At 39.2% G+C, this 26887-nt stretch carries 21 protein-coding genes and 2 pseudogenes; 17 read left to right on the forward strand and 6 right to left on the reverse strand.

Translation table 11 applies throughout. From position 1 onward, the window contains the following. Positions 1 to 70: 70 nt before the first annotated feature. A complete protein-coding gene (locus tag AB1I62_RS15490; RefSeq protein ID WP_367019411.1) occupies positions 71 to 2623 on the forward strand; it encodes a cation-transporting P-type ATPase in 2553 nt (850 codons plus the stop codon). A 5-nt stretch (positions 2624 to 2628) separates the two neighbouring features. On the opposite strand, the gene AB1I62_RS15495 is transcribed toward AB1I62_RS15490, so the two are convergent. Both AB1I62_RS15495 and AB1I62_RS15500 read right to left on the reverse strand, forming a co-directional pair. After that, positions 2629 to 4068, reverse strand: a complete 1440-nt coding sequence (locus AB1I62_RS15495; RefSeq protein WP_367019435.1) for a helix-turn-helix domain-containing protein — start codon at positions 4066 to 4068, stop codon at positions 2629 to 2631. 100 nt (positions 4069 to 4168) lie between these two features. Continuing rightward, a pseudogene (locus AB1I62_RS15500) lies at positions 4169 to 5032 on the reverse strand (hypothetical protein); the annotation flags it as partial. A 1-nt stretch (position 5033) separates the two neighbouring features. Between AB1I62_RS15500 and AB1I62_RS15505 the strand changes: the two are divergent. Then, a pseudogene (locus AB1I62_RS15505) lies at positions 5034 to 5528 on the forward strand (HI_0552 family protein); the annotation flags it as partial. 51 nt (positions 5529 to 5579) lie between these two features. Here the strand turns inward: AB1I62_RS15505 and AB1I62_RS15510 are convergent. Further along, positions 5580 to 6647, reverse strand: a complete 1068-nt coding sequence (locus AB1I62_RS15510; RefSeq protein ID WP_002367364.1) for a choloylglycine hydrolase family protein — start codon at positions 6645 to 6647, stop codon at positions 5580 to 5582. 176 nt (positions 6648 to 6823) lie between these two features. Here AB1I62_RS15510 and AB1I62_RS15515 point away from each other — a divergent pair, with 176 nt between their 5' ends. Continuing rightward, positions 6824 to 8485, forward strand: a complete 1662-nt coding sequence (locus AB1I62_RS15515) for a SulP family inorganic anion transporter (RefSeq protein ID WP_367019413.1) — start codon at positions 6824 to 6826, stop codon at positions 8483 to 8485. Between the two features lie 164 nt (positions 8486 to 8649). Here the strand turns inward: AB1I62_RS15515 and AB1I62_RS15520 are convergent, their stop codons facing one another. Continuing rightward, positions 8650 to 9342 carry a hypothetical protein gene (locus tag AB1I62_RS15520; protein WP_367019415.1) on the reverse strand — a complete coding sequence of 231 codons (693 nt, stop codon included), beginning with the start codon at positions 9340 to 9342 and terminating at the stop codon, positions 8650 to 8652. A gap of 192 nt (positions 9343 to 9534) precedes the next feature. On the opposite strand from AB1I62_RS15520, the gene sylA reads away from it, so the two are divergent. The 6 genes from sylA to allE all read left to right on the forward strand — a co-directional run bounded on the left by sylA (position 9535) and on the right by allE (position 16186). Further along, entirely contained in the window at positions 9535 to 9987 is a 453-nt protein-coding gene (gene sylA / locus AB1I62_RS15525; RefSeq protein ID WP_367019417.1) for a transcriptional regulator SylA, read from the forward strand. A gap of 18 nt (positions 9988 to 10005) precedes the next feature. Next, a complete protein-coding gene (locus AB1I62_RS15530; protein ID WP_002399070.1) occupies positions 10006 to 10518 on the forward strand; it encodes a GNAT family N-acetyltransferase in 513 nt (170 codons plus the stop codon). Between the two features lie 594 nt (positions 10519 to 11112). Continuing rightward, positions 11113 to 12609 carry a putative allantoin permease gene (locus AB1I62_RS15535; RefSeq protein ID WP_002375657.1) on the forward strand — a complete coding sequence of 499 codons (1497 nt, stop codon included), beginning with the start codon at positions 11113 to 11115 and terminating at the stop codon, positions 12607 to 12609. Beyond that, positions 12610 to 13974 carry an allantoinase AllB gene (gene allB / locus AB1I62_RS15540; RefSeq protein ID WP_002367359.1) on the forward strand — a complete coding sequence of 455 codons (1365 nt, stop codon included), beginning with the start codon at positions 12610 to 12612 and terminating at the stop codon, positions 13972 to 13974. It begins immediately after the preceding gene. 181 nt (positions 13975 to 14155) lie between these two features. Beyond that, on the forward strand, positions 14156 to 15379 hold the full coding sequence (gene allC / locus AB1I62_RS15545; protein ID WP_010825522.1) for an allantoate deiminase: 1224 nt from the start codon (positions 14156 to 14158) through the stop codon (positions 15377 to 15379). Positions 15380 to 15400: 21 nt separating this feature from the next. Further along, positions 15401 to 16186 carry a (S)-ureidoglycine aminohydrolase gene (allE, locus tag AB1I62_RS15550; protein ID WP_002384779.1) on the forward strand — a complete coding sequence of 262 codons (786 nt, stop codon included), beginning with the start codon at positions 15401 to 15403 and terminating at the stop codon, positions 16184 to 16186. Between the two features lie 117 nt (positions 16187 to 16303). On the opposite strand, the gene AB1I62_RS15555 is transcribed toward allE, so the two are convergent. Continuing rightward, positions 16304 to 17929: a PucR family transcriptional regulator gene (locus AB1I62_RS15555; protein WP_002393997.1), complete on the reverse strand. Its 1626-nt coding sequence runs from the start codon at positions 17927 to 17929 to the stop codon at positions 16304 to 16306. Positions 17930 to 18100: 171 nt separating this feature from the next. Between AB1I62_RS15555 and AB1I62_RS15560 the strand changes: the two genes are divergently transcribed. Together AB1I62_RS15560 and AB1I62_RS15565 are read left to right on the forward strand one after the other, a co-directional pair. Further along, complete coding sequence (locus tag AB1I62_RS15560) at positions 18101 to 19309, forward strand: alanine--glyoxylate aminotransferase family protein (protein WP_002355061.1); 1209 nt, start codon at positions 18101 to 18103, stop codon at positions 19307 to 19309. Positions 19310 to 19406: 97 nt separating this feature from the next. Further along, entirely contained in the window at positions 19407 to 20666 is a 1260-nt protein-coding gene (locus tag AB1I62_RS15565) for an MFS transporter (protein ID WP_002368361.1), read from the forward strand. 45 nt (positions 20667 to 20711) lie between these two features. Here AB1I62_RS15565 and AB1I62_RS15570 read toward each other — a convergent pair whose 3' ends face one another. After that, entirely contained in the window at positions 20712 to 20972 is a 261-nt protein-coding gene (locus tag AB1I62_RS15570; RefSeq protein WP_002355063.1) for a metal-sensitive transcriptional regulator, read from the reverse strand. A gap of 168 nt (positions 20973 to 21140) precedes the next feature. Here AB1I62_RS15570 and AB1I62_RS15575 point away from each other — a divergent pair, with 168 nt between their 5' ends. The 6 genes from AB1I62_RS15575 to AB1I62_RS15600 all read left to right on the forward strand — a co-directional run bounded on the left by AB1I62_RS15575 (position 21141) and on the right by AB1I62_RS15600 (position 26607). After that, positions 21141 to 21455: a rhodanese-like domain-containing protein gene (locus AB1I62_RS15575; protein WP_002365287.1), complete on the forward strand. Its 315-nt coding sequence runs from the start codon at positions 21141 to 21143 to the stop codon at positions 21453 to 21455. Then, entirely contained in the window at positions 21456 to 23105 is a 1650-nt protein-coding gene (locus AB1I62_RS15580; protein WP_048737581.1) for an FAD-dependent oxidoreductase, read from the forward strand. Next, positions 23098 to 23397: a rhodanese-like domain-containing protein gene (locus tag AB1I62_RS15585; protein WP_010712853.1), complete on the forward strand. Its 300-nt coding sequence runs from the start codon at positions 23098 to 23100 to the stop codon at positions 23395 to 23397. Before AB1I62_RS15580 ends, AB1I62_RS15585 begins: the two co-directional genes overlap by 8 nt. Before the next feature lie 171 nt (positions 23398 to 23568). Continuing rightward, complete coding sequence (locus AB1I62_RS15590; protein WP_002361088.1) at positions 23569 to 24735, forward strand: HlyD family efflux transporter periplasmic adaptor subunit; 1167 nt, start codon at positions 23569 to 23571, stop codon at positions 24733 to 24735. Beyond that, complete coding sequence (locus AB1I62_RS15595; RefSeq protein WP_048737579.1) at positions 24728 to 25402, forward strand: ABC transporter ATP-binding protein; 675 nt, start codon at positions 24728 to 24730, stop codon at positions 25400 to 25402. The genes AB1I62_RS15590 and AB1I62_RS15595 overlap by 8 nt, the downstream gene beginning before the upstream one ends. Beyond that, on the forward strand, positions 25399 to 26607 hold the full coding sequence (locus AB1I62_RS15600) for an ABC transporter permease (RefSeq protein WP_010817655.1): 1209 nt from the start codon (positions 25399 to 25401) through the stop codon (positions 26605 to 26607). Before AB1I62_RS15595 ends, AB1I62_RS15600 begins: the two co-directional genes overlap by 4 nt. The last annotated feature ends 280 nt before the right edge of the window (positions 26608 to 26887 follow it).

The raw sequence follows: 26887 nt of genomic DNA on the forward strand, positions 1-26887 counted from the left end.
AATTATCGACCATTTTGTGAAGAAAATCCTCTCTATAATAAAGGTATCAAGTAAATAGGAGGTACACGAAATGAAATGGTATCAACTTTCCTCAACAAAAGTAATCGAGCAGACTAAGACGAAGCAAACGGGTCTTTCTAGCGAAGAACGTCAGCAACGTTTACAAACGAATGGTCCAAATAAAATTGAAGAAAAACAACAACTGAAAACGTGGCAAAAGCTAGCCAAACATTTTACAGATTTACTAATGATGGTCTTACTCGCTGCCGCAATTCTAAAATTTGCCACAGGCGAAGTGGTCGAAGGAAGTATCATTTTTCTAGTGGTGCTTGTCAATGGCTTTGTCGGTTATTGGCAAGAGCGTAAAGCAGAAGAATCATTAGACGGCCTTAAACAGATGATGGGCCAAGAGGCAGTCGTTCTAATTGATGGACAAAAAACAACCGTTTCTTCTGAAACATTGGTTCTGGGAGATGTAGTCACGTTACAAGCTGGTGATGTAGTCCCAGCAGATTTGCGCTTATTTGATGTTCATAATCTGATGATTGAAGAATCAATTTTGACAGGTGAATCAGAAGCCGTGGAGAAAATTACCAGTTCCTTGAATGAAGAATTGCCAACAGGCGATCAAAAGAATTTGGCTTTTTCAGGAACACTTGTCCAAGCAGGTTCGGCCTTAGGTGTTGTAGTAGAAACAGGAGATTCCACTGAAGTTGGAAAAATTAATCACGCGTTGCAGTCAGTAGATCAAAAAACAACGCCGCTCGTACGGAAAATGCACCAATTAAACAAGCAAATTTTCCAAGGGATTATGGTCTTGATCGTGTTTCTGATTTTCTTTACCACTTTTCGTCATGGCATGGAATGGAGCCTCTTATTTTCTGCGATGATTGCATTAATTGTAGCAATGATCCCAGAAGGCTTACCTGCTGTGTTAACGATGATTTTATCGATGGGTGTTCATGAGATGGCTAGAGAAAATGCGATTATTAAAGGCATGCCTTCCGTTGAAACATTAGGTTCAATGACAGTTATCTGTTCAGACAAAACAGGAACACTAACTAAAAATGAAATGACGGTAATGGATGTAGTGACTGAAGAAATGACCATTGTCAAAGAGATTATGGCCAACTGTCAAGAATTGAAATTACAAGACCAACAAAAAATCGCCGACTTGCAAGGGAATCCTACCGAGTTAGCTTTACTACAATATGTTGATCAGGATCAACTGTCTTTACGCCCTGTAGAAAAGAAAATTCCGTTTAGTTCAAGTTACAAATACATGGCCACTCGCCATCCGCAAGCAGAAGGTTCAATTATTTATGTCAAAGGTGCGCCAGAAGTATTGTTACAACTTTCTACGTTATCTGATAATCAAAAAGGTGCTTGGCAAGCACAAGCTGCGCAATTAGCGCAAAAAGGACAACGGGTATTAGGTTTCGCTTATAAGACAGTTACGTCACAACAGGAACTGACACATGAAACATTGTCAGGATTGACGTTTGCTGGACTGGCAGGCATCATCGATCCGCCAAAAGAAAGTGCCATTCAAGCCGTCAAAGAATCTCAAGAAGCAGGTATTTCCGTCAAAATGATTACCGGAGACCATAAAGATACAGCGCAAGCCATTGGCGAGCAAGTTGGTTTAAAGCATACGAAAAAAGTCCTTGAAGGATTAGAAATTGATGCTATGTCAGATGAAGAATTAGCTCAGCACGTTCAAAAAGTCGATGTATTTGCACGAACGACGCCAGAACATAAATTACGAATTGTCACGGCTTTACAAAACAATGGCGAAATTGTCGGCATGACCGGCGATGGTGTGAACGATGCGCCAGCACTAAAGAAAGCCGATGTCGGAATTGCCATGGGAATTAAAGGAAGTGAAGTAACCAAACAAGCCGCAGATATGGTTTTGGCAGATGATAATTTCCATACGATTGCTAAAGCCGTGAAAGAAGGACGCCGCATTTTTGATAACTTGAAAAAGACGATTACCTTCTTCTTGCCAACTTCTTTGGCACAAGGCTTAATTGTTGTCTGGGCGCTTTTAATGAATCATCCTCTACCGTTGACACCTGTCCAGATATTATGGGTAAACATGGTAACTACGATTACTTTGTCTTATGCATTAGGTTTTGAAAAAGCGAGTGCTGATACCATGAAACGACCACCAAGAGATGTCAACGAAGGCATTTTAACAAAGTACAGTATTTTTAGAATCGTCTATGTGTCGGTACTCATTATGATACCAGGTTACCTTATGGCATTACAATTTGAGGGCCAAGCCTTACAGCAAACGTTCCTCTTACAAAGTATCGTCTTAGCGCAAGCAGCGTATATGATCAACTGTCGTAAGTTGGTTGATCCGTCGTTAAGCACAGGATTTTTCCAAAATAAAGTGTTGTTTGCTTCATTAGGAATCCTCTTTTTACTACAAGCGCTAGTAGTTTACTGGCCAGTAGCCCAGCAATTAATTGGCACAACTTCTTTAAATGGCCTTCAATTAGCAATGATTTTCGTCCATGTTGTGAGTCTGTTTTTCCTTGTTGAAGGGGAAAAATATATAACCAAACGATTCATGACGAAAGAAAGCCAAAAAACTAGCGAATGTCCTCGCTAGTTCCTTTAAAAATAAGAATGAAGAGTGAGCTCTGCTAGTCGGCGGAGTTCATTTTTTGTTGGAATTAAAGAGAGATAAAAGACAGGAAGATCAAGATGATCCAAGGGAAAATTGGAAATGATTATGTCGGCTTCATTTAACGTCAACTGGCTTAGTTCCACATATTCAATAGCTTGTAATTTCACACGAGTACCTAAATAAGCAGCTAATTCTTGTTGCAAAAAAGCTTTCCAAGCAGGTTCCCCTTGAAAGAGGAAATAGGCAGTCATCGTTTGCGCCTGAATGGAATAACTGGCTTGTTTTTCTAACAAAGAAGCCAAACTAAGAAAATAAGTCGGTTCTTCAATCGTGGTGTAGCGAGATAAAATCTCCAAAAGTTCTTGGTTGCTCTTTGATAACGCAAGGTCCTCCGCGGCTTGTTCAGTCATTAATTCTTGATATTCCAATTGAAATTGCTCAGAAAGTGTTGGGGACTCGGTATATTTAATGAATAACAATAACAGATTATCCAATAAATTTGTTTGGATTAAATCAGGCCGGGCTTCTTCAGTGGACAAATTAGTGACAAACTGTTGTAACGACTTTCGCAGCTGACTGTAATGAGTGTGGAGCGCAGAAGCCAACGTTTCGCCATAGACATTATCGTAATTCCAACTTTCTAAGAAACAAAAGAAGGCGAAAAAACTTTCTTCTCCTTGCAAATAGATGCCTTCAGAAGCATAAAGTTTTGCCAAGGACGGTTGATAAAGTTGAAACAAGACATCTTTTGAGTCAAAAGAAAATTGACTCACTCGGCAATTGGCTTTGTTGCGAATCGTGTTAATGAAAAACCAACAAGCACCAAAAATTTCTTCCGTTTCCACCGTCAACTCACTACTGTAAACTTGTTTCAAAAATTGAAAATAATGCTCCTCATGAATCGAATAATCGTCAAAAAAATAATTATTATGAGTAAAAGGCACCAACAAACGATGATAAAAAATCCGAATATTGCTTTCTGCCCCGATTAGCTGAATGGTCGTCGTGGTTAGTTGAATCGTTAAATGAAAATCACGTAAGGCCAGATTCATTTTTTTGATATGTCGCTTCAAAGTTTCATAAGAAACACCACTAGTGCTCAAAAAAGAAGTTGTCACTAACTCTTTCGTAAATAGTAGCTCTTTTAATAGTTGAATACTAATGGATTGAGGTAAAAATAATGACCAAAGCTCATTGGTTTGCGCATTCCCCTGATTGCGTAACCGAATACCACTGCTATCGGTTTCAATGGACCAGTCGGCGGGTAATTGACTGCGAATATACTGTAAATCCGAAAAAACGGTTCGCTCTGTCGTTTGGATTTGCGCGGCTAAACGCTTGGCTGTCAGCTGGGGAACATTTAACAACTGTTCCAACAAACGAATTTGCCGAAGCAAATCTTTTTCCGTTATCACACGTTTTAACATGGAGTACATGGCAAAACCTCCTTTTGCTTAAGAATACGGATAAAAAGGGGATTGGTCAATTAAAAAAAGAAGCGAATCGTCATTCGCTTCTTTTTATTCACTATACAAAAATATCAAATGTATGCAAAACGGCTGACAATAAAATGGTTACAACAGCCATTCCTGATACAAAGCCGACAGCACCAGGAACAAACGGAGGTAATCGTTTAGCAATATAGCTACCGACAGGGGCCGCACTAATTCCTGCTAAAACGGCGATGGTCAGGGAAAGCCAAAAGCCACCACCCATCATTAAAATCACACCAGGAACAATGCTGACCAGTGGCATAAACGTTGGATACCAACCTTCTTCAGCGAAATGTTTTCGATAAAGAAAAACACCAACAGCCGAAGCAATCATTTGTCCCATTAAAATGTCAGGAACCAAGCCAGAACCATTTGTAATATGATTAATATTGACAAACCAATCTGTTAAAACGCCTAGAATTACCAAACCTCCAACTAACTCATTTCCATAAAACCAAGCTTCGGAGAAGTCAGCAAAAGTGCGTCGTATTGACCATTGAAAGGTTTGCGTATTTTCAATTTTAGGTTGTTTTTGCCGCTTCTGAGCGATTGGTGCAACAGAAGGAACCATCCAAGGAAGTTGATGACAGATGGCTGAAACAATCCAGCCAACAAAAGCCATTGTGGTAACGTTGGAAACTGTCCCAGGTACATTTAAAAGGGGCATCAATTGCGCATTCAGCCAATTGGCAAACGGAAAGGTGAAAAGCGCACTCAACAGAGAAATCGTTCCTAATTTTTTCCAGCCAGGACCATAAACGAGCGTTAAAGCTGGCGGCGTGCCGACAACCACAATAAACGTTGGTAACCACAACACTTCTTTTGTAAAAAAGCGTGTAAAATCAAAAACATAAATAGTTAAAAAGAGGGAAAGTAGCTGAGAAGCAAGTACCCAAGGTTTACCAGCTGAACTCGGCATCACTAAGCCGAAAATCGAAAGCTGGACCAACGGCTGGAATTTACGCAGTCATTTCTGGGCTGCATATCGCAGTGAGCAACGCCAAGCGGAAAATGCTTGTCTGGCGTTGTTATTAAATAAAAAGCAATTTCAAGTATATTTGATGTTTCAACATTACAAAAGTGAGGAGCGGGCAGGCTCAGTCGTCGCTTACAATCAATTGCTTAATCGTTTAGAAGCTTGGAGTCAAACAATCGACTGCGAAGGCTATTATATTTGGCCGCAGGAGGAGCATGAACTAGTGGACCATTTGCCTTTAAAAGATTATTTAGCAGATGAAAAACAACGGAAAATTCTAGAAGAGCGGATAGGCAATCGCTCATTTCAGATCGGTAAGTTGTGGTTTGCGACGGAAAAGCTTGAAACGATTGAAGAAAAAAGTTGTCAGGCGCTTCAAGAATTAGCGCCATTGTATAACGCATTATCTGACAAATGAACGAAACAACGTCTCTGACCAAGGACCTGGTCAGAGACGTTGTTTGTGTTTTTATTGATTTAAATCTGTTAGTAGTAGCTCGTTAGAAACAGCAAAAGTAGTAACTTCTGTTAAAGCTGGATCCAAAGTGTATTTTGTAAATGAGGTAGTACTTTCTGGTTGGACATACATGGTTAAATTAGTCACATCATATCCTGACCAATAATGTGTGAAATCAGACAGAGAATTACTTTGACCTAAATGGCCAATTCCCCGAGGAATCATCACTGTTTGGAAGGCGCGATAGAGTTGCATAATCCCTTCAGAGCTATCAAATTCTTGGAGATTGTCAGAATAGTATAACGCACGAATGAAGCGTGACGGCGAAGTGAAGTCTCCTGGGATTCCTAATAGTCCGTAAGAAGTCCCACCTTCAATTGGGTCAAGTGTTGCGCCTGATTTTAAAGTGTAAGGTTCTTTAATAGCGTAGTTGCGCATTCCGATATAGTTTCGTGCATTGGTTAAATGATAATTGTATTCTGGGCTGTTTGTGACTACGCCAATCGAATCATAAATGACGAACGCTCCGTTATCTGTTGGTTGCAAAACGATACTATTATTATTTTTATCATTAATGGTCCAGTGTAAGGTGAAATGAACTTCCCCCAATGAATCAAGTTGGAATTTTTGATCTAACAGGCCGATTTTTTCAAAAGCTACTTTTACTTCGTCAACGCTTTCAAAATTACTCAAAATATAAGCGAGAACTTCTTCTGCAATATGAGGTGTTAAACCACGATCTGCTAAACTTTCAGCAGGTGCTGTTGAAGATTCCATTAAATATTGAATATCACCAGATAAGCCGGCTTCGTTGATACCATCTGTGATAGCAAGGCTGACGGTTTTACCATCGTTCGCTGGTTGATCTGTACCTGACATTGCTAGTCCCATAAAGGCATATTTTGCCGTCCAAGGATTTAGTTGGCTGTTTAGAACTGTACCTTTTGGAAATTGAGCAATTAGAGTAGGGATTTTTGGTGCAATTGGATCTTCGTTGCCAAAAAAGTCAAACGTAAAATCCATCGTACGTCCATAAAAAATATCATTTGTTTTGGAAATAATCTTGATGCCTGTACACATAATAGTTTCCCCCAATTAATGTAAGTTTGTGAAGCCTGTTTACTAGTTAAGCATATCATACTCTAGGAAACAGCGGTGGCTAAATTCCTAAAATATTAGACAATTTTGTCTAAATGAGGTGAAAAAAATTTTTTAGCGATTTCCTTCACAAAACACCTTATTATCTTTCCGAAAATATGATATCTTTAGAATGGAAATTTCATGAAAAGAGGATGCGAATGTTTAAAAAGTACACACAAATGATAAGGGATGAATTTAAAGGGTATAATCAAAAAAAATTGAAAAAAGATTTCTTGGCAGGTTTGACTGTCGCAGCCGTCGCGTTGCCGTTAGCATTAGCGTTTGGGGTCTCTAGCGGCGCCACTGCAGCAGCTGGCATGATCACGGCGATTATCGCTGGAATTGTGATTGGGAGCCTTTCGGGTGGGTTTTATCAAATTTCAGGACCAACAGGTGCGATGGCAGCTATTTTAATGTCAATTGCGGCAGTGCATGGCATGCAAGGGATTTTGTTGGCCACCTTTTTGGCGGGAATTTTCTTGCTTTTGGCAGGGATTTTGCGTTTAGGGAGCTTGACTTCTTTTATTCCGTCACCGGTCATTACCGGGTTTACTTCAGGAATTGCTATTATTATTGCGTTGGGGCAGCTTGATAATTTCTTTGGGGTTCGTTCAGAAGGCCACAATTTAATTGAGAAAATCAGCAGTTATCGTTCATTGGGCTTTGATTTAAGTATACCAACGACAGTGATGTCGATTTTAGTGGTGCTTGGATTAGTGTTCTTTCCGAAAAAGTGGAATGCGATGATACCAGCTTCATTGGTGATGATTATTTTAGCTACGTTAGCAACAGTGGTTTTTCAACTGCCAGTGGCCACTGTAGGGAAAATTCCGACAAGTATTTTTAGTGATACACGTTTGGAAATTGGTTCGCTTCAATTAAGTGCGTTTCAGGATATTTTGGTGCCTTCGATTAGCATTGCTATGTTAGGTATGATTGAAAGTTTGCTTTGTGGCGCTTCGGCTGGTCGCATGACAGGGAAACCATTAGACAGTAATCAGGAACTAGTGGCACAAGGAATTGGCAACTTAATTTTGCCATTTTTCGGTGGCGTACCTGCAACGGCAGCGATTGCCCGCACGAGCGTAGTGATTAAATCTGGTGCGCAAACACGTTTAGCGGGTATTTTTCATGCGGTTTTTTTATTGTTATCGATGTTGCTTTTATCGCCAGTCATGTCTAAAATTCCCATGCCTGCGTTAGCTGGTGTTTTAGTGGTGACAGCGTGGCGAATGAATGAATGGTCGGTGATTAAAGAATTCTTCCAGAAACGTTTCCACACAGCCTTATGTTTATTCTTTTTAACGATGGTAGCGACCGTTATTTTTGACTTGAGTTTAGCGATTGTTTTAGGGGTCTTAGCGGGTTGCCTGTTTTTCATTGCGAAAAGTGCCGTGATTACGATTAATGTCGAGGAAGTTGATTGGTCAAGAATGGGGCTAGTACCGACCGATTGTACGGAAAATTGGGTGGTGGTTTATTTGAGTGGCCCGTTATTTTTCATGTCTTCTGAACGATTGAAACAAACGTTACTGCAATTGGAAACAAAAAGTGGTGTAGTATTTTCAATGCGAGGAGTTCCTAGCATTGATAGTACGGCGTTAGATATTTTAGAAGAATTTTGTCTTGCAGCAGAAGGTCGTGGACAACAAGTTCAATTTGCCGCTCTGCAACCAGAAGTTGAAAAAATGATTCGAACCATTCAAGGAAATCAAGAGAAAGAATACCATTTCTCAGTCGCAGAATTTTTACAAACGGTGCATATTACAGAACAATAATTCATTTTCAAATAAAATGTCCTATCTTCTATTGCGGGCTTAATGGGTGAAGAAATAAGAAAAATAAGTGGGGACTAAAACGAGTTTCTAGAGGAGTTCCTAAAAAATAATAAAGAGAAAACTTCTCAGTATGAAGTTTTCTCTTTATTATTTTTTTTGGTTATTTATTGAATTACTTCTAGCATAACGTCTTTTTGATCATCCGTAACATTGCCTGCGTAGTTAGGAGTGATTAAAGATATCGAACCATTTTTATTGTTGAATAAGTATAAAGTGCCCGATCTATTTTGTTCATCGTTTGAAGAAATATTAGTTCCTAAAATTAATTCTGTATTTACTTTAACGGTGCGAATACTGTTATCGGCCGCTGAAAATATTCTAATCTCTTTTGTAGGAATTGTATTTATAGATAGCTCATATTTATTAATGGCTTCTTTCACTTGACCATTTTCAGCCCCAAACAATTTAGTTCGGAAGGTAGCAGTTGGTGTTGAATTTAAGTTCTCTAACGTAATTGAAGTTGGCACATTCATTCCTTTAAAATTAAATACTAGTGGATTGTTTAAGCTACTAAGATCGACAGCATAAGGTGTTGCTTCTAAAGAATTTGCTTCTTCGACATTTGTGGATACTTCATTTTTAGACTTTGCCGAAGCCTGAGTGGTACTGACACTTTCTGAAGTTTCTTTTAGTTTATTATTAGAGCTTGTTTCTGTGCTAGAACTGTAATGATTAGTACTGCTTTTCATTGATGTTGTATGATTGGTAGAATTTTCTTGTTTTTTAGGTTCATTCGCTTTTTGAGAACTACAACCTGTTAAAAAAATAACTAAAATAACACAAAATAATTTTTTCATACTATTCCTCCTATAGACGTTATAACTAATTTTATCTTACTTGTTAATATAACAAAAGGAATAATTATTTTATTTTCACGAATGCTCAAATTGTTTAAATCTGTAGTTTTTATACTTATTTTTGTTGCATTTGCAACAAAAATAAGTTAAAGTAATGACAATCATAAAATATTAGCGAAAGGAAGTGTCCTAGTGACAGATATTTTAAGAGAAATTGGCATGATTGCGCGGGCCTTAGATTCAATCAGTAATATCGAATTTAAGGAATTATCTTTAACACGAGGACAATATCTTTATTTGGTCAGGATCTGTGAAAATCCTGGGATTATCCAAGAAAAGATCGCCGAACTGATTAAAGTTGATCGAACCACAGCGGCGCGGGCGATTAAGCGTTTGGAAGAACAAGGCTTTATTTATCGTAAAGAAGATGCAAGCAACAAAAAAATTAAGCGGATTTATGCCACAGAAAAAGGGAAAAACGTTTATCCAATCATTGTGCGCGAAAATCAACACTCGAATCAAGTAGCTTTGCAAGGTATGTCAGAAGTGGAAATTTCACAATTGGCAGATTACTTAGTCCGGATGCGTAAAAATGTCAGCGAAGATTGGGAATTTGTCAAAAAAGGGAACACTCGAAATTATTAAGGAAAGGACGACTGATTGATGGGAGAAATAAAACAATTAACAATAGAAGATGCACCAGCGTTACAAGAAATCAGCATTGAAACTTATACAGATACTTTCGGACCATATAATACCCCAGAAAATATGCAAGCCTATTTAGTAGAAGCCTACAATTTAGAAAAATTACAAAAGGAATTGGCTAATCCCCACTCTGACTTTTATTTTATCTTTGTCGATAATCAATTAGCTGGCTACATGAAATTAAATCGTGAGACGGCACAAACGGAACCGATGGGGCCAGAAAAGCTCGAGGTTGAGCGATTGTATATTTTGCCTGCGTTTAAAGGAAAGAAGCTGGGAACACAATTGTTAGAACTGGCGGAAGAAAAAGCTCGTGAATTTGGTAAAAACGCACTGTGGCTAGGTGTCTGGGAACACAATGATGCGGCGCGGGCATTTTATAAAACGATTGGCTACCGCTATTACAGTCAACATTCATTTTTTATGGGAGACGATGAACAGACGGATTTTATTTTGTTAAAGGAATTGTAGCAAGGAAACCTATAAACAAAGATTTCTGATAAAATCAGAAATCTTTGTTTATTTTTTTGACTAAAATTAAGCATTTTTTTATTTTCGAAATGTTATTTTTAAAAACGTAAAAATTGAAAAAGAAGATTTTGAATCTGTGAAAAATTGTCGATCTTGTGAGAAAGCTCTTTTGTCAGTGTCTTTTTTCAGGATGGGTCTCTTCCTGAAAATCCACTTCAGTTTATCTGTTTTGTGTGTATTTGATTAAAAAATATTGTGTTTGGTTTCATTTAACTGTATAATTTATTTATATCATTTTTAATAATAAGCGTATTTTAGCATTGGAAAAGAGAAATTGTACATAATATGTGAATAAAAAGATTTGTTTCTTACTTTCTAGAGTGAGAGGACGATATAAAAAAGGTTGCTATTTTTTCGTTCAAAGTGAACAAAGAATCGTTTGTTATTTAGTTGGGGTAACTAATGATTCTTGTTATAAAAAGCGCTTACAATTCGTGTGATGAGAGTAGTACGCATGTTTGTGCAAAAGTGACAAAAAAGAGAAGGCAGGGTGTTTTAATAGAAAAAATTTTTTAATAAAAAGGAGAGTTTGTCGTGGAGAAAAATGTGTCTCAAGTAACAGCTCAAGAAGAAACAGCGATGAAAGCACGTGGCTACAATGAGGATTTGTTGCCAAGTAGCCCGAAACAACGGACAATGGGCGCGCGCAATTTTTTTACATTATGGATGGGTTCGATTCATAATATCCCGAATTATGCAGCAGTGGGCGGCTTTATTTTCTTAGGTTTATCGCCGCTGCAAGTTATGTTGGCAGTTGTGTTAAGCTCATTCATTGTAGCAACTTTCATGAATTTGAATGGCGTGGCTGGCTCTAAATATGGCATTCCTTTTGCGATGCACTTACAGTCTACTTACGGCAGTCTCGGGGCAAAACTGCCAGGGTTCTTAAGAGGTTGTGTGGCCGCGATTGCTTGGTTTGGTCTGCAAACATTTACAGGATCGCTGGCTTTATTAATTATTCTCGGGAAATTTTGGCCGAACTTTTTAGAAATTGGTGGATCATTCCAGTTTTTTGGTCTCAGGCTACCTGAATTAATGGCGTTTACTCTTTTCTGGCTCTTAAATGTGGCAATAGGTTTCGGTGGTAGCAAAATTTTGAACCGGTTTACCGCCATTTTAAGTCCGTTGATTTATGTCGTTATTATTGGATTAACGATTTGGGCCATTCGAGCTGGGGGCGGTTTAACACCAATTTTGTCCTATCAAGTTTCTGGTGCGATTCGTTCAGTCAATCCACTGGTGGCGTATCTGATTATTTTTAACTCGGTTGTGGCCGTTTGGTCAGCGCCTGGTGCGAGTGTGGCGGATTTTACTAAGAATGCGCGCTCGACACGTGCTCAGGTTGTGGGGCAAACAGCAGGTTTAGTTGTTGGTTATGGGATTTTCGCTTTTTCCAGTGTGGTTATTCTGTTAGGTGGTTCGCTGTATTTTGGGATTCAGGAATGGAATATTTTAAACATTATTGATCGTTTAGATAATGTGGCGGTGGTGGTCTTAGCCATGTCGGTTTTCTTATTAACGACTATTTCAACGAATGCAACAGGGAACATCATTCCGGCAGGTTATCAATTGGCGGCGCTATTTCCTAAAAAAATGACGTATAAAAAAGGCGTCATGATTGCCAGTGTTATTAGCTTTCTTATTATGCCTTGGAAACTGATGGAAAACGCCGATAGTATTTTTATTTTTCTGAACGCAATTGGGGCTGTTTTAGGACCAGTCGCTGGTGTGATGATTGCGAATTATTATTTTGTTCAAAAGCAACAAATTGATTTAAATGCTTTATACGTAGATAAACACAAAAAAGAGGAAGCCAATCCTTTTTACGGATTAAACAAGCCGGCATATGTCGCTACTATTCTAGCGTTGGCTCTTTCCTTAAGTGGTCAATTTATTCCGCAGGTTAAAATCATTGCTGATATTTCGTGGTTTGTGGGCTTTGCCACAGGTTTTGTGCTGTACTTAGTGTTAAAAAAATGGACTTGGGATTCAAAAAAAGTGAAAGAAACAGCTTATCAGGAGGGAAAATAAATGCAAGCAGAGTTAGTGATTAAAAACGGGTTAGTTATTTTAGAAACTGGAGAAGTCATTACGGATGTCGCCGTTCAAGGAGGAAAAATCGTAGCGATTGGGCAAGACTTGTCAGGAGAACGTGTGATTGATGCGACGGGTTTAGTCGTTAGTCCTGGGATGGTGGATGCCCATGTTCATATTACCGATCCTGGTGGTGGTTACCGCGATGAATGGGAAGGGTATGTCACAGGAACGGCCGCTTGTGCCAAAGGGGGCGTGACGACCTTTATGGAAATGCCTTTAAATCAGATTCCAGCAACTGTGGATAAGACCTCTCTTGAGATCAAATACAAGGCAGGAGAAAATAAACTAAAAGTAGATGTAGGGTCATTTGGGGGCGTGGTCCCGACCAACTTGGCTGGTGGGATTCAGGAACTTGATGAAGGAGGCGTTTCCGGCTATAAATGCTTTTTGGGAACGTGCGGCGATCGTTCAATTGAAGGAGATTTTCAAAATGTCGACGATTATTCACTATATGAAGGAATGAAACAAGTTGCCAAGACTGGCAAAGTGCTAGCAATCCATGCAGAAAATGCACCAATTACGGATAAATTAGGCGCGTTAGCTTATCAAAATGGCGAAACGACTTTAGCGGCATATGTAGCTACACGTCCTGTGTTTACCGAAGTTGAAGCGATTCAAAAAGCCATTTTATTTGCCAAAGAAACAGGTTGTCGGATTCATATTTGTCATGTGGCTTGTCAAGAAGGCGTGGAAGAAGTTTTAAAAGCCCAAGCAGAAGGGGTAGATGTGACTTGTGAAACATGTACGCATTATTTATATTTTACCACGGATGAACTTGATGCCATTGGTCCAGTTGTCAAATGTTCACCGCCGATTCGTGACGCGGACCAACAAGCCGCATTATGGAACCACGTGCAAACAGGCGGCATCGCGTTTGTAACCTCTGACCATTCTCCTTGTACGCCAGACTTAAAAGATACAACCAATGCTTTTGAAGCTTGGGGCGGCATTTCTGGTGTTCAAAATAACGTCGATGTGTTATTTGATGAAGCCGTCCAAAAACGTGGTTTATCCTTGAAACAATTCGCGGATATGATTGCAGCAAACCCAGCTGACCGTTATCACTTAGCACAAAAGGGCCGCATCAGTATTGGTAAGGATGCCGATTTTGTACTAATTAAACCTAATGCGCCGTATATCTTAAAAGCAGAAGATTTAGAATATCGAAATAAAATTAGTCCTTACATTGGTCGTGAAATTGGGGCCCAAGTGATTCAAACAATTTTAAGAGGCGAAACAATTTACGCACAAGAAACTGGGGTAACCGAGGCGTTTAACGGCGTATTTATCAAAAATTAAACACCTATTTTAGAAATGAAAAGGGACAGAAGTGTGATTGAATTAGCGCCTCTGTCCATGAGTTAGAGGATGTTTATTGGTTGTTTTGCACAAAAAAAGGCTTAATTTTGTTTGATAAGTACAATGAAGATAACTAGGGAAACGTTTACAATCAGAGTGTAATCAGTCAGGAGGTTTTGTGATGGACTTGGAAAAAGTTTTAAAACAAAGAATCGAAGAGTTGTCAGCAATTGGGAGTGATCCTGCAGGAGGGATGACACGCTTACTTTATACAGATTCGTGGTTGGCAGCACAAAAGTATGTGCAAAGCCAAACTGAGGCGTTTGGACTGGAAACGCAATTTGACGAAGTCGGGAATCTGTTTTGTCGAGTGGCAGGAACGGAATTTTCTCAGGAAACGATTTTAACTGGGTCACATATCGACACCGTGGTTAATGGTGGGACCTTAGATGGTCAATATGGTGTTATTGCTTCCATGACGGCTGTTCAATATTTATTAGACAAATATGGGAAACCACGGCGTTCTTTAGAAGTGCTTTCCATGGCTGAAGAAGAAGGGAGTCGTTTTCCAACGGTTTTCTGGGGAAGCAAAAATGTCGTTGGTGAAGCCAAACGTGAAGAAGTAGTCGATATCTCTGACAACGAAGGTAAAAAGTTTGTTGATGAGATGCATCGCCAAGGCTTTGATTTTCGGCAGGAGCAAACTAGACGTGAGGACATTGAAGCATTTGTCGAAATTCATATTGAACAAGGCAATATTTTAGAGAACGAAAAGCTCCAAGTCGGTGTTGTTCATAGTATTGTAGGGCAACGTCGCTACACGGTTAACTTAAAAGGGCAAGCCAATCATGCAGGCACTACGCCAATGAGTTACCGTCATGATGCGGTATATGGCTTTGCTAAAATTTGTGCAGAAGCCATTGATCGTGCGAACGAAATTGGGGATCCGTTAGTTTTAACATTCGGCAAAGTTATTCCGAAACCCAATACAGTCAACGTGGTGCCTGGAGAAGTGGAATTTACAATTGACTGCCGTCATACCGACGCTGCTTTTTTACGACATTTTACCGGTGAATTAGAAGAACGGATGAAAACAATTGCTCAAGAATTAGGCTTAACGATTGCAATTGACCGCTGGATGGATGAAGCCCCTGTACCGATGAATCAAGCAATTGTAGAAGTTATTGAACAAAAAGCCAAAGAAGGCAAGTATCAGTATCGTATGATGCATAGTGGCGCTGGGCATGATTCGCAAATTATTGCGCCCCATTACCCGACAGCGATGATATTTGTGCCAAGTATTGGTGGGATTAGTCATAATCCAGCAGAAGCAACGGCATTTCCAGATTTGGTTGAAGGCGTCAAGCTTTTAGCAGATACCTTATATGAATTAGCGTATAAATAAGATAGAAAAGGAAGAATTGTGATGGGTTATAAAAATAATCGAGTTGGTTACCAAAAAGAATTGTTAACATCAAGAGCTGTGATAAAAAAAGACAATTACGCCATTATTCCCCATGATGGTTTGGTGCAAAATGCAGTACCTGGTTTTGAAAATGTCGATATTTCCATTTTGGGATCGCCTAAATTAGGTGCGACATTTGTGGATTACATTGCTACGTTTCATAAAAATGGTCAACAAACAACTGGTTTTGGTGGCGACGGGATTCAAACGTTGGTTTATGTCATTGACGGTCGTTTGCGCGTTTCAGATGGTCAAGAAACTCATGAACTTGAAGCCGGGGGCTACGCCTACTTTACGCCTGAAATGAAAATGTATTTAGCGAACGCACAGGAAGCGGACACAGAAGTTTTCTTATATAAAAAACGCTATCAGCCGTTGGCGGGCCATCAACCTTATAAAGTGGTTGGGTCAATTCATGACCAACAACCCGAAGAATATGAAGGAATGACAGACGTCTTGCTTTGGAGTTTATTGCCGAAAGAGTTTGACTTTGATATGAATATGCATATCTTATCTTTTGAACCAGGTGCTAGTCATGCCTACATTGAAACGCATGTCCAAGAGCATGGCGCGTATTTAATTAGTGGCCAAGGGATGTACAATTTGGACAATGAATGGTATCCAGTGGAAAAAGGGGACTATATTTTCATGAGTGCCTATGTGCCACAAGCAGCCTATGCGGTTGGCCGTGAAGAACCGCTAATGTACGTTTATTCCAAAGATGCCAATCGTGAACCAGAATTATAACGAAAAGCCGAATGTAAAGTAATGACCTCGGAACAATAGGATTTGAACACGCAGTGGTGAACGGTAGAGTCCTTTTTCTTGGTAGACGTTACTTTTATTCGGCTATTTTCCTGTTAATTATTTTTCTGAAAGTTCCAACGCTACCCGTAAGAGTAAACTCGTCTCAGGCTCTTGAATAGAGGTGTCTAATAATTTTTCACATTGATTCATGCGATATTTAATGGTGTTTCTGTGAAGGTAAAGAGCGTTGGCCGTTTTAGTAATTTCGCAATTGAAATCTAAAAAAACTTTCAAGGTTTTTCGTAATTCTTGTAACGTCGGTTCCGTCGGGTAGGCCAACTCTTTCAATTGTTGCTGGCAAAAGTATTCAACATCTTCAGTGCCAATCTTTTCAAAAAGTCCAGCTAGGCCTTTGGGATGGAACAATTGCACAGTCGCTGGTTTTTGAGCGTGTAAAGAAGCCTCTAATGTCGAGGAAGCTTCAATATAAGAGTTAGGCAAATCTTCTAGGTTTTCATAAGCATTGCCTAAAGCAAAGCGAATGGTAATAGGCAAAGCCTGTTGCAAACGTTCAGCGAGGTTTTGCAAAATCATCAAATGGTCATTTTTCTTAGATTGAAAAATCAAGATACTTTTATTTTGATTTTTTAATTTAAACAAGGCGACATCTGGCAGGATTTCCGGTAATTGTTCTTTGAGCCATTGGAAAATTAGTTGCCCTTCCGCTTGCTGATAACGAATATGGGTTTCATTTTCTGGTTTAGTCACGCCGTAGACAATCGCTAATTGATAATAATCGCTGTTGATTAAACGATAATTTTTCCAAAGTTCCAACCAATTTTGATGTTTACTCAGCGCTTCTTGATGTGTATCAAGCAAGCGGTCCAAAAAGTCTGTTTTGAGATGCTCAAAAGATTCAGCAATTTTCTGGTTTTTAAATAACATAAAAGTCAAAACTAAAATGGCCTGATCAATGGCAAATTCAGAAATAGGATAAGGAATCTGTTCAGGAGATAAGACCAATAAATAATAGGGAAAATAATCGTTCACACGAATTGGAAAGCCAGCTACTTGAATGTTTTCTTGTCGCTCATCCTGTAAACGAAAGATTTTCTTTTCTTGTGCCAATTGTTGAAAGTGGTCTTTTGATAATTGTTTGATAAAAAACTCCGCCGATTTTTGATTGCCATAAAAATAATTCGAGTGGGCAATCACCTGTTGCCAAGGACTTAATAAAATAATTGGCGCATTTAAAATTTTCGCAAATTCAGCGATGAAGCGCGTAGCATCAACATCTTGCATTAATAATGTTGAAAAACGCTTTTGGATGTCAAATGCTACAGACATCTGTTCGGTTTTGCTATCACGAAGATAGCCTACAATTTCATGCAACAACCCGCCTAGTGGCTGTGTGCTAGGAATTTTAATCAGGGGCAAATCAACGGCACTGGCATAGGCAACAATTTCTGGTGAAATTTCGTCAAGGAACCGCCCAACTTTGATTCCTAAAGCCGTACACTCTGCTTGTTTTAGCGAGTCAATAAAAGGTTTCAATTTTTCTTGATCATCTTTATAAATCATTGCCGTTGTTAAAATCATGACATTTTTAGGGATAAAATCAGCCACATCAGGTGTTTCCGTGATTTCTACACTTTCCAAGGGCTGTGTTAAGTTTGAGTGAGACGATAATAATTGTAAGTCAGAAAATCTTGGTAAAGCCAAGACCTCAGCTAATATTTTCATCACAACAACCTCCTTTTTTTATAGTATAGCGAAGAATAAAAAGGAGTACAAAAGATAGTTATTGAATATGTCTAAAAAACAAAGTCAAAATAGTGCAAATTGAACAATGAATTTCTGGGTTTTTCCAAAGATAATAAAAGAGAAGAATTAAAAATGAAGTGAGGGATTACTATGTATCAACAACCAAATTTTGTACGGCGAACAATCATGACGCCGGGACCAGTCGAAGCCCATCCATCGGTACTTCGTCAAATGGGTCAACCAATTTTAGGGCAATTTGATCCAGAATTTCTACAGATTATGGACGAAGTTCGGGAAATGATTAAAGTACCTTTTGCCACAAAGAATCAACAAGCCTTTGCCATTGATGGCACGTCACGTTCAGGCTTAGAAGCGGGGTTATTTGCATTGATTGAGCCAGGTGACAAAGTGCTTGTGCCTGCGTATGGCCGGTTTGCTTATTTATTAGGTGAAATTTGCGAACGCGCCCGGGCCGAAGTCATTTATTTAGAAAAGGACTGGCTCGCACCGTTTGAACAAACAACGGTGATTGAAGCGATTAAAGAACATCAACCAAAAATTGTTGCGATGGTCCACGGCGAAACGGCGAATGCACAAATGCAACCGCTGGATCAAATTGGCGCCTTTTGTCGGGAAAATGAAATTTTCTTCGTAGTAGATATGGTGGCGACTTACGGCGGTGTCGAAACAAAGGTCGATGATTGGAAGATTGATATTGCGGTAGCAGGCACTCAAAAATGTGTCAGCGTACCTTCAGGCCTTTCTTTGATTACCTACAACCAACGTGTGGCCGATTATCTGGCGGGCCGTTACCAAAAAGAGTTAGGACTTGGTGCGGATGCGCGGAATGAACGGTTCATTCAAAGTAACTACTTGGATTTATCGCAATTAGAAAAATATTGGGGACCAGAGCGCTTAAATCACCATACAGAAGCGACTACAATGATTTATGGGCTACATGAAGGGCTGCGCTTGTTACTTCAAGAAGGCATGGAAAATGTCTATGCACGCCATCGGAAAAACGATCGTATTTTAGTTGAAAGTCTGCAAAAAATGGGCTTAGAAATTTTCGGGAAGTTAGACACAAAAACACCAACAGTCATTCCTGTGGTCATTCCAGAAGGAATTGATGGTGAAAAAGTGCGGAGCTTATTACTGGATCATTTTAAAGTTGAAATTGCCTCTTCCTTCGGTGATTTAAAAGGAAAAATTTGGCGGGTCGGTAATATGGGTTACAGCAGTCGGGAAGACAATGTGTTGCATTTCTTAAGTGCCTTTGAGACTGTATTGAAACACCAAGGTTATCAATTTGAAGGCGGTAGCGGTAGTACTCATGCATTGGCTGAGTATTTAAACTAAAAAAGAAGGTAGGACAAAGGTCACTACGTAAAAAAGCGTAGTGCTTTTGTTCCTTGTGAAACGTTAACCAAAAAAATGATTGGTGGAGGAAAAGAAAATGACAGACAAGACAAAAAGTTCGTTGGCTTATTGGAAAAAAATCGTTATTTTACTATGTATGGGCTGGGTAACAATCTGGATTTATCGTTCCGCGCTTTCTCCTGTTTATCCACAAATTCGTGCGTCTCTAAATGGTAACGCTTCCGATACGGCCCTCGGGTCCATTTCTAGCTTTTATTTTCTCGGTTACGTAGTCATGCAGATCCCTGCAGGCTTCTTGGTAGACAAAATTGGGAAAAAACGTGTATTAATTCCAGGCTTTATCTTGTTTGCGCTGGCAGCATTACTGATTGCCCAAGCCCAAACGATTGGAACAATTTACTTAGGTAGCTTATTGGCAGGCTTAGGATGTGGTTCTTTCTATGGCTCGGCTTACTCGTTGACGTCGCAAAACATTCCTCAAGCCAAAAAAAGTTTTGCAACAGCTATTGTCAACAGTGGTTCAGCAGTTGGTTCAGGTTTAGGAATGATTTTATCTAGTTATTTAGTTGCCCAAAAAGGATTGCCTTGGCAAGTGATGATGTACATTTCCGCCTTTATGATTATTTGTATGTTAGTAGCTTTTCAAGTGATTATTCGCAATCATAAAGAAGACATGGCCTTGATTCAGCCAACCGTTGTTGATGAAAAAGATAACGGAGCGGTAAAAGAAAAAGTGCCCTTTAAAAAACTGTTTGCGCCACATATGCTATTTGCGTATATTTTATATTTTGGCACTTGTTATGCATATTATATGATTGTGACTTGGTTACCTAATTTTTTAAGTACCGAACGTGGCTTCCAAGGAGCGGCGATAGGATTATCCTCTTCGCTGGTCGCATTTGCCTCTATTCCAGGAGCGTTATTTTTTAGTCGGTTGGCGGATAAGTACATGCATAAAAAAGTTCAATTCATCGTTGTTTTAGAATTTTTAGCAACAGCTATGCTCTTGTTAACTGTACAAGTAAGTAATGCAACGTTGTTATTAATTGCTTTAATTATGTATGGGTTCTTAGGAAAATTAGCTGTAGAACCGATTATTATTTCTTGGCTAGGTGAAAATGCACCAAAAATTGGAATTGGCACTACTTTGGGCGTGTTTAACTTTTTCGGCATGATGTCATCTGTGATTGCCCCAGCTTTAACTGGGAAAATTTCAGACACAACGGGTTCGAAAGTCATGGGCTTTTATATCGCCGTCGTGATTTTACTAATTGGCACGATTCTTTTTATGCTTGTCAATTTAAAAAAACGCGGGGCAGATTCGTCTAATAAATAAAAAAACAACGCAAACTTATCTTTCGCTGAATAAGTTTGCGTTGTTTTACTTTTTGACAATCATATTAATCGCTTGTGCTAATCGCTCTTCTTGTTCTTTAGGATCTTTTTCAGGATTTTCAAAGCAATGCTTTAAATTTTCCGCAACAATCATCCCCATTACGCGATCAATACTAGAACGGACCGCACTCAACTGAGTGATAACATCGATACATTCTTTTTCTTCATCAATCATTTTTTGAATCCCGCGAATTTGACCTTCTGTGCGGCGTAAACGATTCAGCACTTTCTTTTTTTCTTCAGTCATTTTGCCCCTCCTTAAGAGTAGTGATTGGTTTAAAATATACCTACACGAGGTATTTTTGTCAACTATCTTTTCTTTGAATCTAAAAATGGCAGAAATCTCTTCAGTTGACAAGTCTAACTTTTTCATGTTAAATATACCCCATAAGGTATATAAGAGAAGGAGAAAAAAATGTTATTTCAATTGTTTAAAAAAACGCCAAGTATTTCAACAAAAGAACTGCAGTCACGTTTATCTAAAGAGATAACGTTATTAGATGTCCGAACACCTAGCGAATACCGCGCAGGGCATATTCCACAAGCGATTAATGTCCCACTTAACAAAATTCCCGCCTACAACAAATCCGCTAACGAAGTCTATGTGATTTGCCAGTCCGGCATGCGCAGCAAAAATGCGGCCAAAATTTTAGCGAGAAAAAACTATCACGTGATTAACGTTCGTGGTGGGATGTCCCAATGGTCTGGTCAAATTAAAGGAGGAAAATAAATGAAAATTGTAATTATCGGAGGCGTGGCTGGTGGTATGTCAGCAGCGACACGTTTACGTCGCTTAATGGAAGATGCTGAAATTGTTGTCATGGAAAAAGGCCCTTTTGTTTCATTTGCAAACTGTGGTTTGCCTTACTACGTTTCTGGCGAAATCGCAGAAAGAGAGCAACTGCTTGTTCAAACACCCGAAGCGTTAAAGGCACGGTTTAATTTAGATGTTCGTCCTCACCATGAAGTCGTGGCGATTGATCCAATAGAAAAAGTGATCACAGTGAAACATGAAACAGAAATTTTAACAGAACACTATGACAAATTAATTTTATCACCAGGGGCGAAACCTTTTGTGCCACCAATTACAGGATTGGCAGAAGCCAAAAATGTTTTTTCATTAAGAAATGTTCCTGATTTAGATCAAATTATGACAGCCTTGACACCAGAAACAAAACGAGCCGTCGTGATTGGCGCAGGCTTCATTGGCTTGGAAATGGCAGAAAACTTACAAAAACGCGGATTAGAAGTCACTCTCGTGGAAAAAGCGCCTCATGTTTTACCGCCATTAGACGAAGAAATGGCCGCTTTTGTCAAAGCTGAATTAAGTAAAAACAATGTTCAAGTAATTACGGGACAATCTGCGGTTGCTTTTGAAGAAGAAGGGCAAGTGATTCGCTTAGAAGACGGTCAAACATTAGCTTCTGATTTAACCATTTTGTCGGTGGGTGTCCAACCAGAAAATACCTTAGCAGTTGAAGCAGGTGTAGCAACTGGTTTACGTGGCGGTATTGTTGTTGATGAACGCTATCAAACGAATCAACCCGATATTTATGCGGTTGGGGATGCTATTGTAGTGAAACAACAAATCACTCAAGAAGATGCGCTGATTTCTTTAGCTTCTCCTGCCAATCGCCAAGGACGTCAAGTAGCGGATGTGATTGCTGGGTTAGAGAGAAAAAATCAAGGAAGCATTGGGACCGCCATTGTGCGAGTCTTTGATTTAACCGCTGCTTCAACTGGTTTAAGCGAACGGGCTGCTAAAGCTGCTGGACTAACAACAGATGTTGTGCATATCAGTGGAAAAGACCATGCGGGGTATTATCCTGGCGCAACAGATCTTCAGTTAAAATTAGTTTTCCATCCTACGACAGGGGAAATTTATGGCGCACAAGGAATTGGGGCAAAGGGCGTAGATAAGCGGATTGATATTCTTGCGACCGCTATTAAAGGACAGTTAACTATTTTTGATTTGCCTGAATTAGAGTTTACCTATGCGCCGCCGTTTGGTTCAGCGAAAGATCCTGTGAACATGTTAGGCTATGCAGCGATGAACCTTGTAGAAGGATTGAGTGAAAACGTTCAATGGCATGAGTTATCCAACGAATTAGCTAATGGGGCTGTTTTATTAGATGTCCGTAATCCCGCCGAACGAGCCAATGGTCAATTTAAAAATGCTGTGTCTATTCCTTTAAATGAGTTAAGAGAACGTTTGGAGGAATTAGACAAGTCAACGGAGTACATTGTTAGTTGTCACAGCGGTTTGCGTAGTTATATTGCAGAACGGATGCTAAAACAAGCAGGCATCTCAGCCAAAAATTTAGATGGTGCTTTTGCGCTATATCGAATGGTAAAACCGGAGGAACTAGAAAATGTATAACACGATTGGCATGCCTGAGTTTTATCAGGAAGCAAAACGAAAAAAATTACCGATTATTGATGTACGAGAAGAAATGGAATACCAACTGGGGCATGTCCCCCAGGCCATCAACTTACCTTTAAGTACTTTAACCGAAAATTATCAGCAATTAGATAAAAAACAACCCTATTACCTGATTTGTCAAATGGGGTCGCGCTCCGCACAAGCATGTGCGTTTCTCAGTCAACAAGGGTATCAAGTAACCAATGTTCTAGGCGGTACATCTGGCTGGTTGGGTCAATTAGAACAATAAAATAACAAAAAACGTTTATCCTTTTACACAGGATAAACGTTTTTTTGTTAGATAAAGATGTGTCAAAACTGTAAGAGGAATGATAGGAAGATGAAGGGACCAGTTTTTTTATTCATTATATACTAAATAAAATGACAAACTCGTCAACAGAAATCAAGGAGGAACAAATAAATGAAAAAGTCAGGCCAGAAGAAGCGAAATAAAAAAGTGTGGTTCGGTATTGGTGCCGCAGTGGTCGTCGTCGGATTTATCGGAGCAAAAACAGTTTTTTCTTCAAAAGAAGTTGAACCTGAATACACAACGTATACCATTACAGAAATGGCCTCATTAAAATTAGATGGTCAAGTGAGTTTTCTAGATACTCGGGATATTTTCTTTGATCCTTCTTTAGGAAAAATTGCCGAAATAAATGTTGAAAATGGTAAAGAAGTCAAGAAAGATAGTCCATTGTTAACGTACAATAACTCAGACATCCAAGCCACAGAAACAGAACAAGCGAATGCCGTTAATCGGAACAATCTTCAAGTCCAACAAGCACAAGAGAACGTTAACTTAGCCACTCAAAAATACAATGAAGCCTTAAACAAAGTTGCTGCAGCCAAGCAAAAATTAAACACCGCAAAAGAGGCTGAAGAGAAAGAAACACTAAATGCGGAAATTCAGCAATTGAATGAAGCCGTTAGTGCTGCGAATAGTGAAGTCGCCCAAGCTAACCAAGCCCTTCAATTAGCCAACAGTGATGCCGTCGGAGCAGCAAACACGCTTGAACAAACACGTGGCAAAGTTAACACAGTCGTTACAGCACCAATTGATGGCCAAGTCACTGTCGATGCTAGTGCCATGAGTAGTACCGACAAACCAGTCATTAAAATTGCAACACAAAAGAAAAATATTCAAGGAAAAGTAACCGAATATGATTACGATAAATTACAGACAGGGGAAGAAGTAACAGTGACGACCGTTGGTTCAGGCAAATCAGCGCCAGGCAAAATTGTTTCCATTGCGCAAACCCCAATAGCTAAAAATGAAGGCAATCCAGTAGTGAGTTATCAATTTACAGTAGAAGGTGATTTTCCTTGGGCAGAAGGCTTGTCTACTAGTATCGCTGTGCCACAAAAGCAAATGATTATACCGACAGCAGCAATCCAAAAAGAAGGCGAAAAAGAATTTGTCTATGTTTACAAAGCGGGCAAAGCGAAAAAAACACCGATTGAAACAGAAACAAATTTAGGTCGTAAAGTTGTCAAAAGTGGCTTGAACTGGAAAGACCAAGTGATTGCCAATCCCAATAAAGAATTAAAAGATAATCAAGATGTTCAGGTAGCTGCCAATGATTAAGCTAGCCCATATTCATAAATATTATTATTCCGAAGAAGAAACACTGCATGTGTTAGATGATATTAACCTCCAAGTAGACGCTGGAGAATTTTTAGCGATTATGGGTCCTTCTGGTTCTGGGAAATCGACTTTGATTAATTTGCTAGGCTTTATTGATAAAAAGTTTGAAGGAACGTATTTATTTGAAGACCATGAAATTGGCGACTTTTCTGATAAGGAACTATCCCGAATTAGAAATGAAGCAGTCGGCTTTGTCTTTCAGAATTTTAGTTTAATTGAAACACTAACAGTTGAAGAAAACATTGAATTGCCTCTTTTATATAGTGGGTTAACCCCAAAAGAAGCCAAAGATCGTGTCCACGAAGTTCTGACAAAAGTCGGCTTGCCAGATAAAGGCAAGAAGCATCCAAAACAACTTTCGGGCGGACAACAACAACGTGTGGCCATTGCGCGTGCGATTGTCAATCGGCCAAGTTTTATTATTGCAGATGAACCAACTGGGGCTTTAGATAGTAAAACATCGGAAGAAATTTTAACGCTCTTTCAGCAATTAAACAATGAAGGTGTCACCATTATTTTAGTGACACATGATGAAGAAACAATTGAATACTGCAATCGTTTGATTAAAGTTCGTGATGGAAAGATTTTAGAGGAGGTGCTGACATGAAACGTTCAATTATTTGGAAAACCGCCTTCCGTTCCATTTTGAAAAATAAGCGACGCAGCTTGTTAACGATGCTAGGGATTGTTATCGGGATCGCTTCGGTGATTACCATCGTGGCTATCGGTAACGGCTTTAAAGAAGACATGGTCGATAAATTATCTGCTGAAAAACAAAAAGAAAATGTGAAAAAGATTTCTTTTTCGGCCTACAACACTTCGGATATGTTTAGTGACCAAGCGATGTTTACCGACAATGATTTAGGGGTCGTGCGCATGGTTCCTGGCGTAGAAAAAATTGATTTTGATCAAAGAGAAGTTGATGGCGCCCAAAAAGGTACACTGAATTTTCAAGCAGGACCGAAAAATCTTTCTGTAACCTATGAACTTGCCGACAAAACCACCAAAGAATTGTTGGCGGGACGCCAACTGAATGATGGAGACAATGCAAAACTGGATAAAACAGTGGTGGTGGATGAACTGGTTGCCAAAGAACTCTACCAAGACCCGACTGCAGCAGTTAATCGAACTTTTCCATATAAAGATCAACTTTTTACCATTGTTGGCGTGACAACCAATACCAGCGGTGCCATTGGTCCAGGTAATGATGACTCATTGCTTTATTTTCCCAAAAAGACCTATGAACATTATTTCGGCAAGCTAAAAGATACATCTACGTTGAAGCTAACAGTAGCACCTGGCTACCAACCAGATCAAGTATTGAAAGAAACAATAAAAACTCTCTCTCAACAAGGAACCATGAAAAACAGCGGGACGTATCAAGAATATAATGTTAAAGATACCATCAAAGAAATGGGCTCTTTATTAAATAATTTAACCTTGTTTATTTCCGCAATTGCGGCTATTTCACTGGTAATTGCTGGGGTCGGCGTTATGAATATGATGTACATTTCGGTCTCAGAACGGATTAAGGAAATTGGTATCCGCCGTGCATTGGGCGGGACAGCCAGTGATATTAAAAAGCAATTCTTAACAGAAGGAATTGCCTTGACCTTAATCGGCGGAATTACTGGTTATCTTTTAGGAATGATTATTGCCTACTTAGCCTCAATGGCACTACCGTTTTCTGTTCGTCCAGATTTAATGACGGTTACATTAGCCATCGGGATTTCTGTCTTTATCGGGGTTGTATTTAGCTATTTCCCTGCCTCGGCCGCTTCAAAAAAAGACTTAATCGATATTATGAAATAAATATAAATAGCAAAGAAACAGCCACTTTTGGCTGTTTTTTTTAGTAAAAGTAGAAAAAAATCCAAAGATTTCAAGAGAAAATAGCTAACAAACGTCAAAAGGTTGATATTAGCTACCAACCTTTTGATGTTTGTTAGCTAAATAAAAAAAGAAAAAATTAAAAAAATAGCATGTTGAGGATTAAATAACAAATATTTTTTAAATAAGACTATTGGAAATCCTTTATAAATCGGGGATTACAGGAATGACTGTTAATGACTGATTTGATTGTAAATTTCTA

This window comes from Enterococcus sp. AN402, from assembly GCF_040719405.1.
In the GTDB taxonomy this organism is placed as follows: Bacteria; Bacillota; Bacilli; order Lactobacillales; family Enterococcaceae; genus Enterococcus; species Enterococcus faecalis.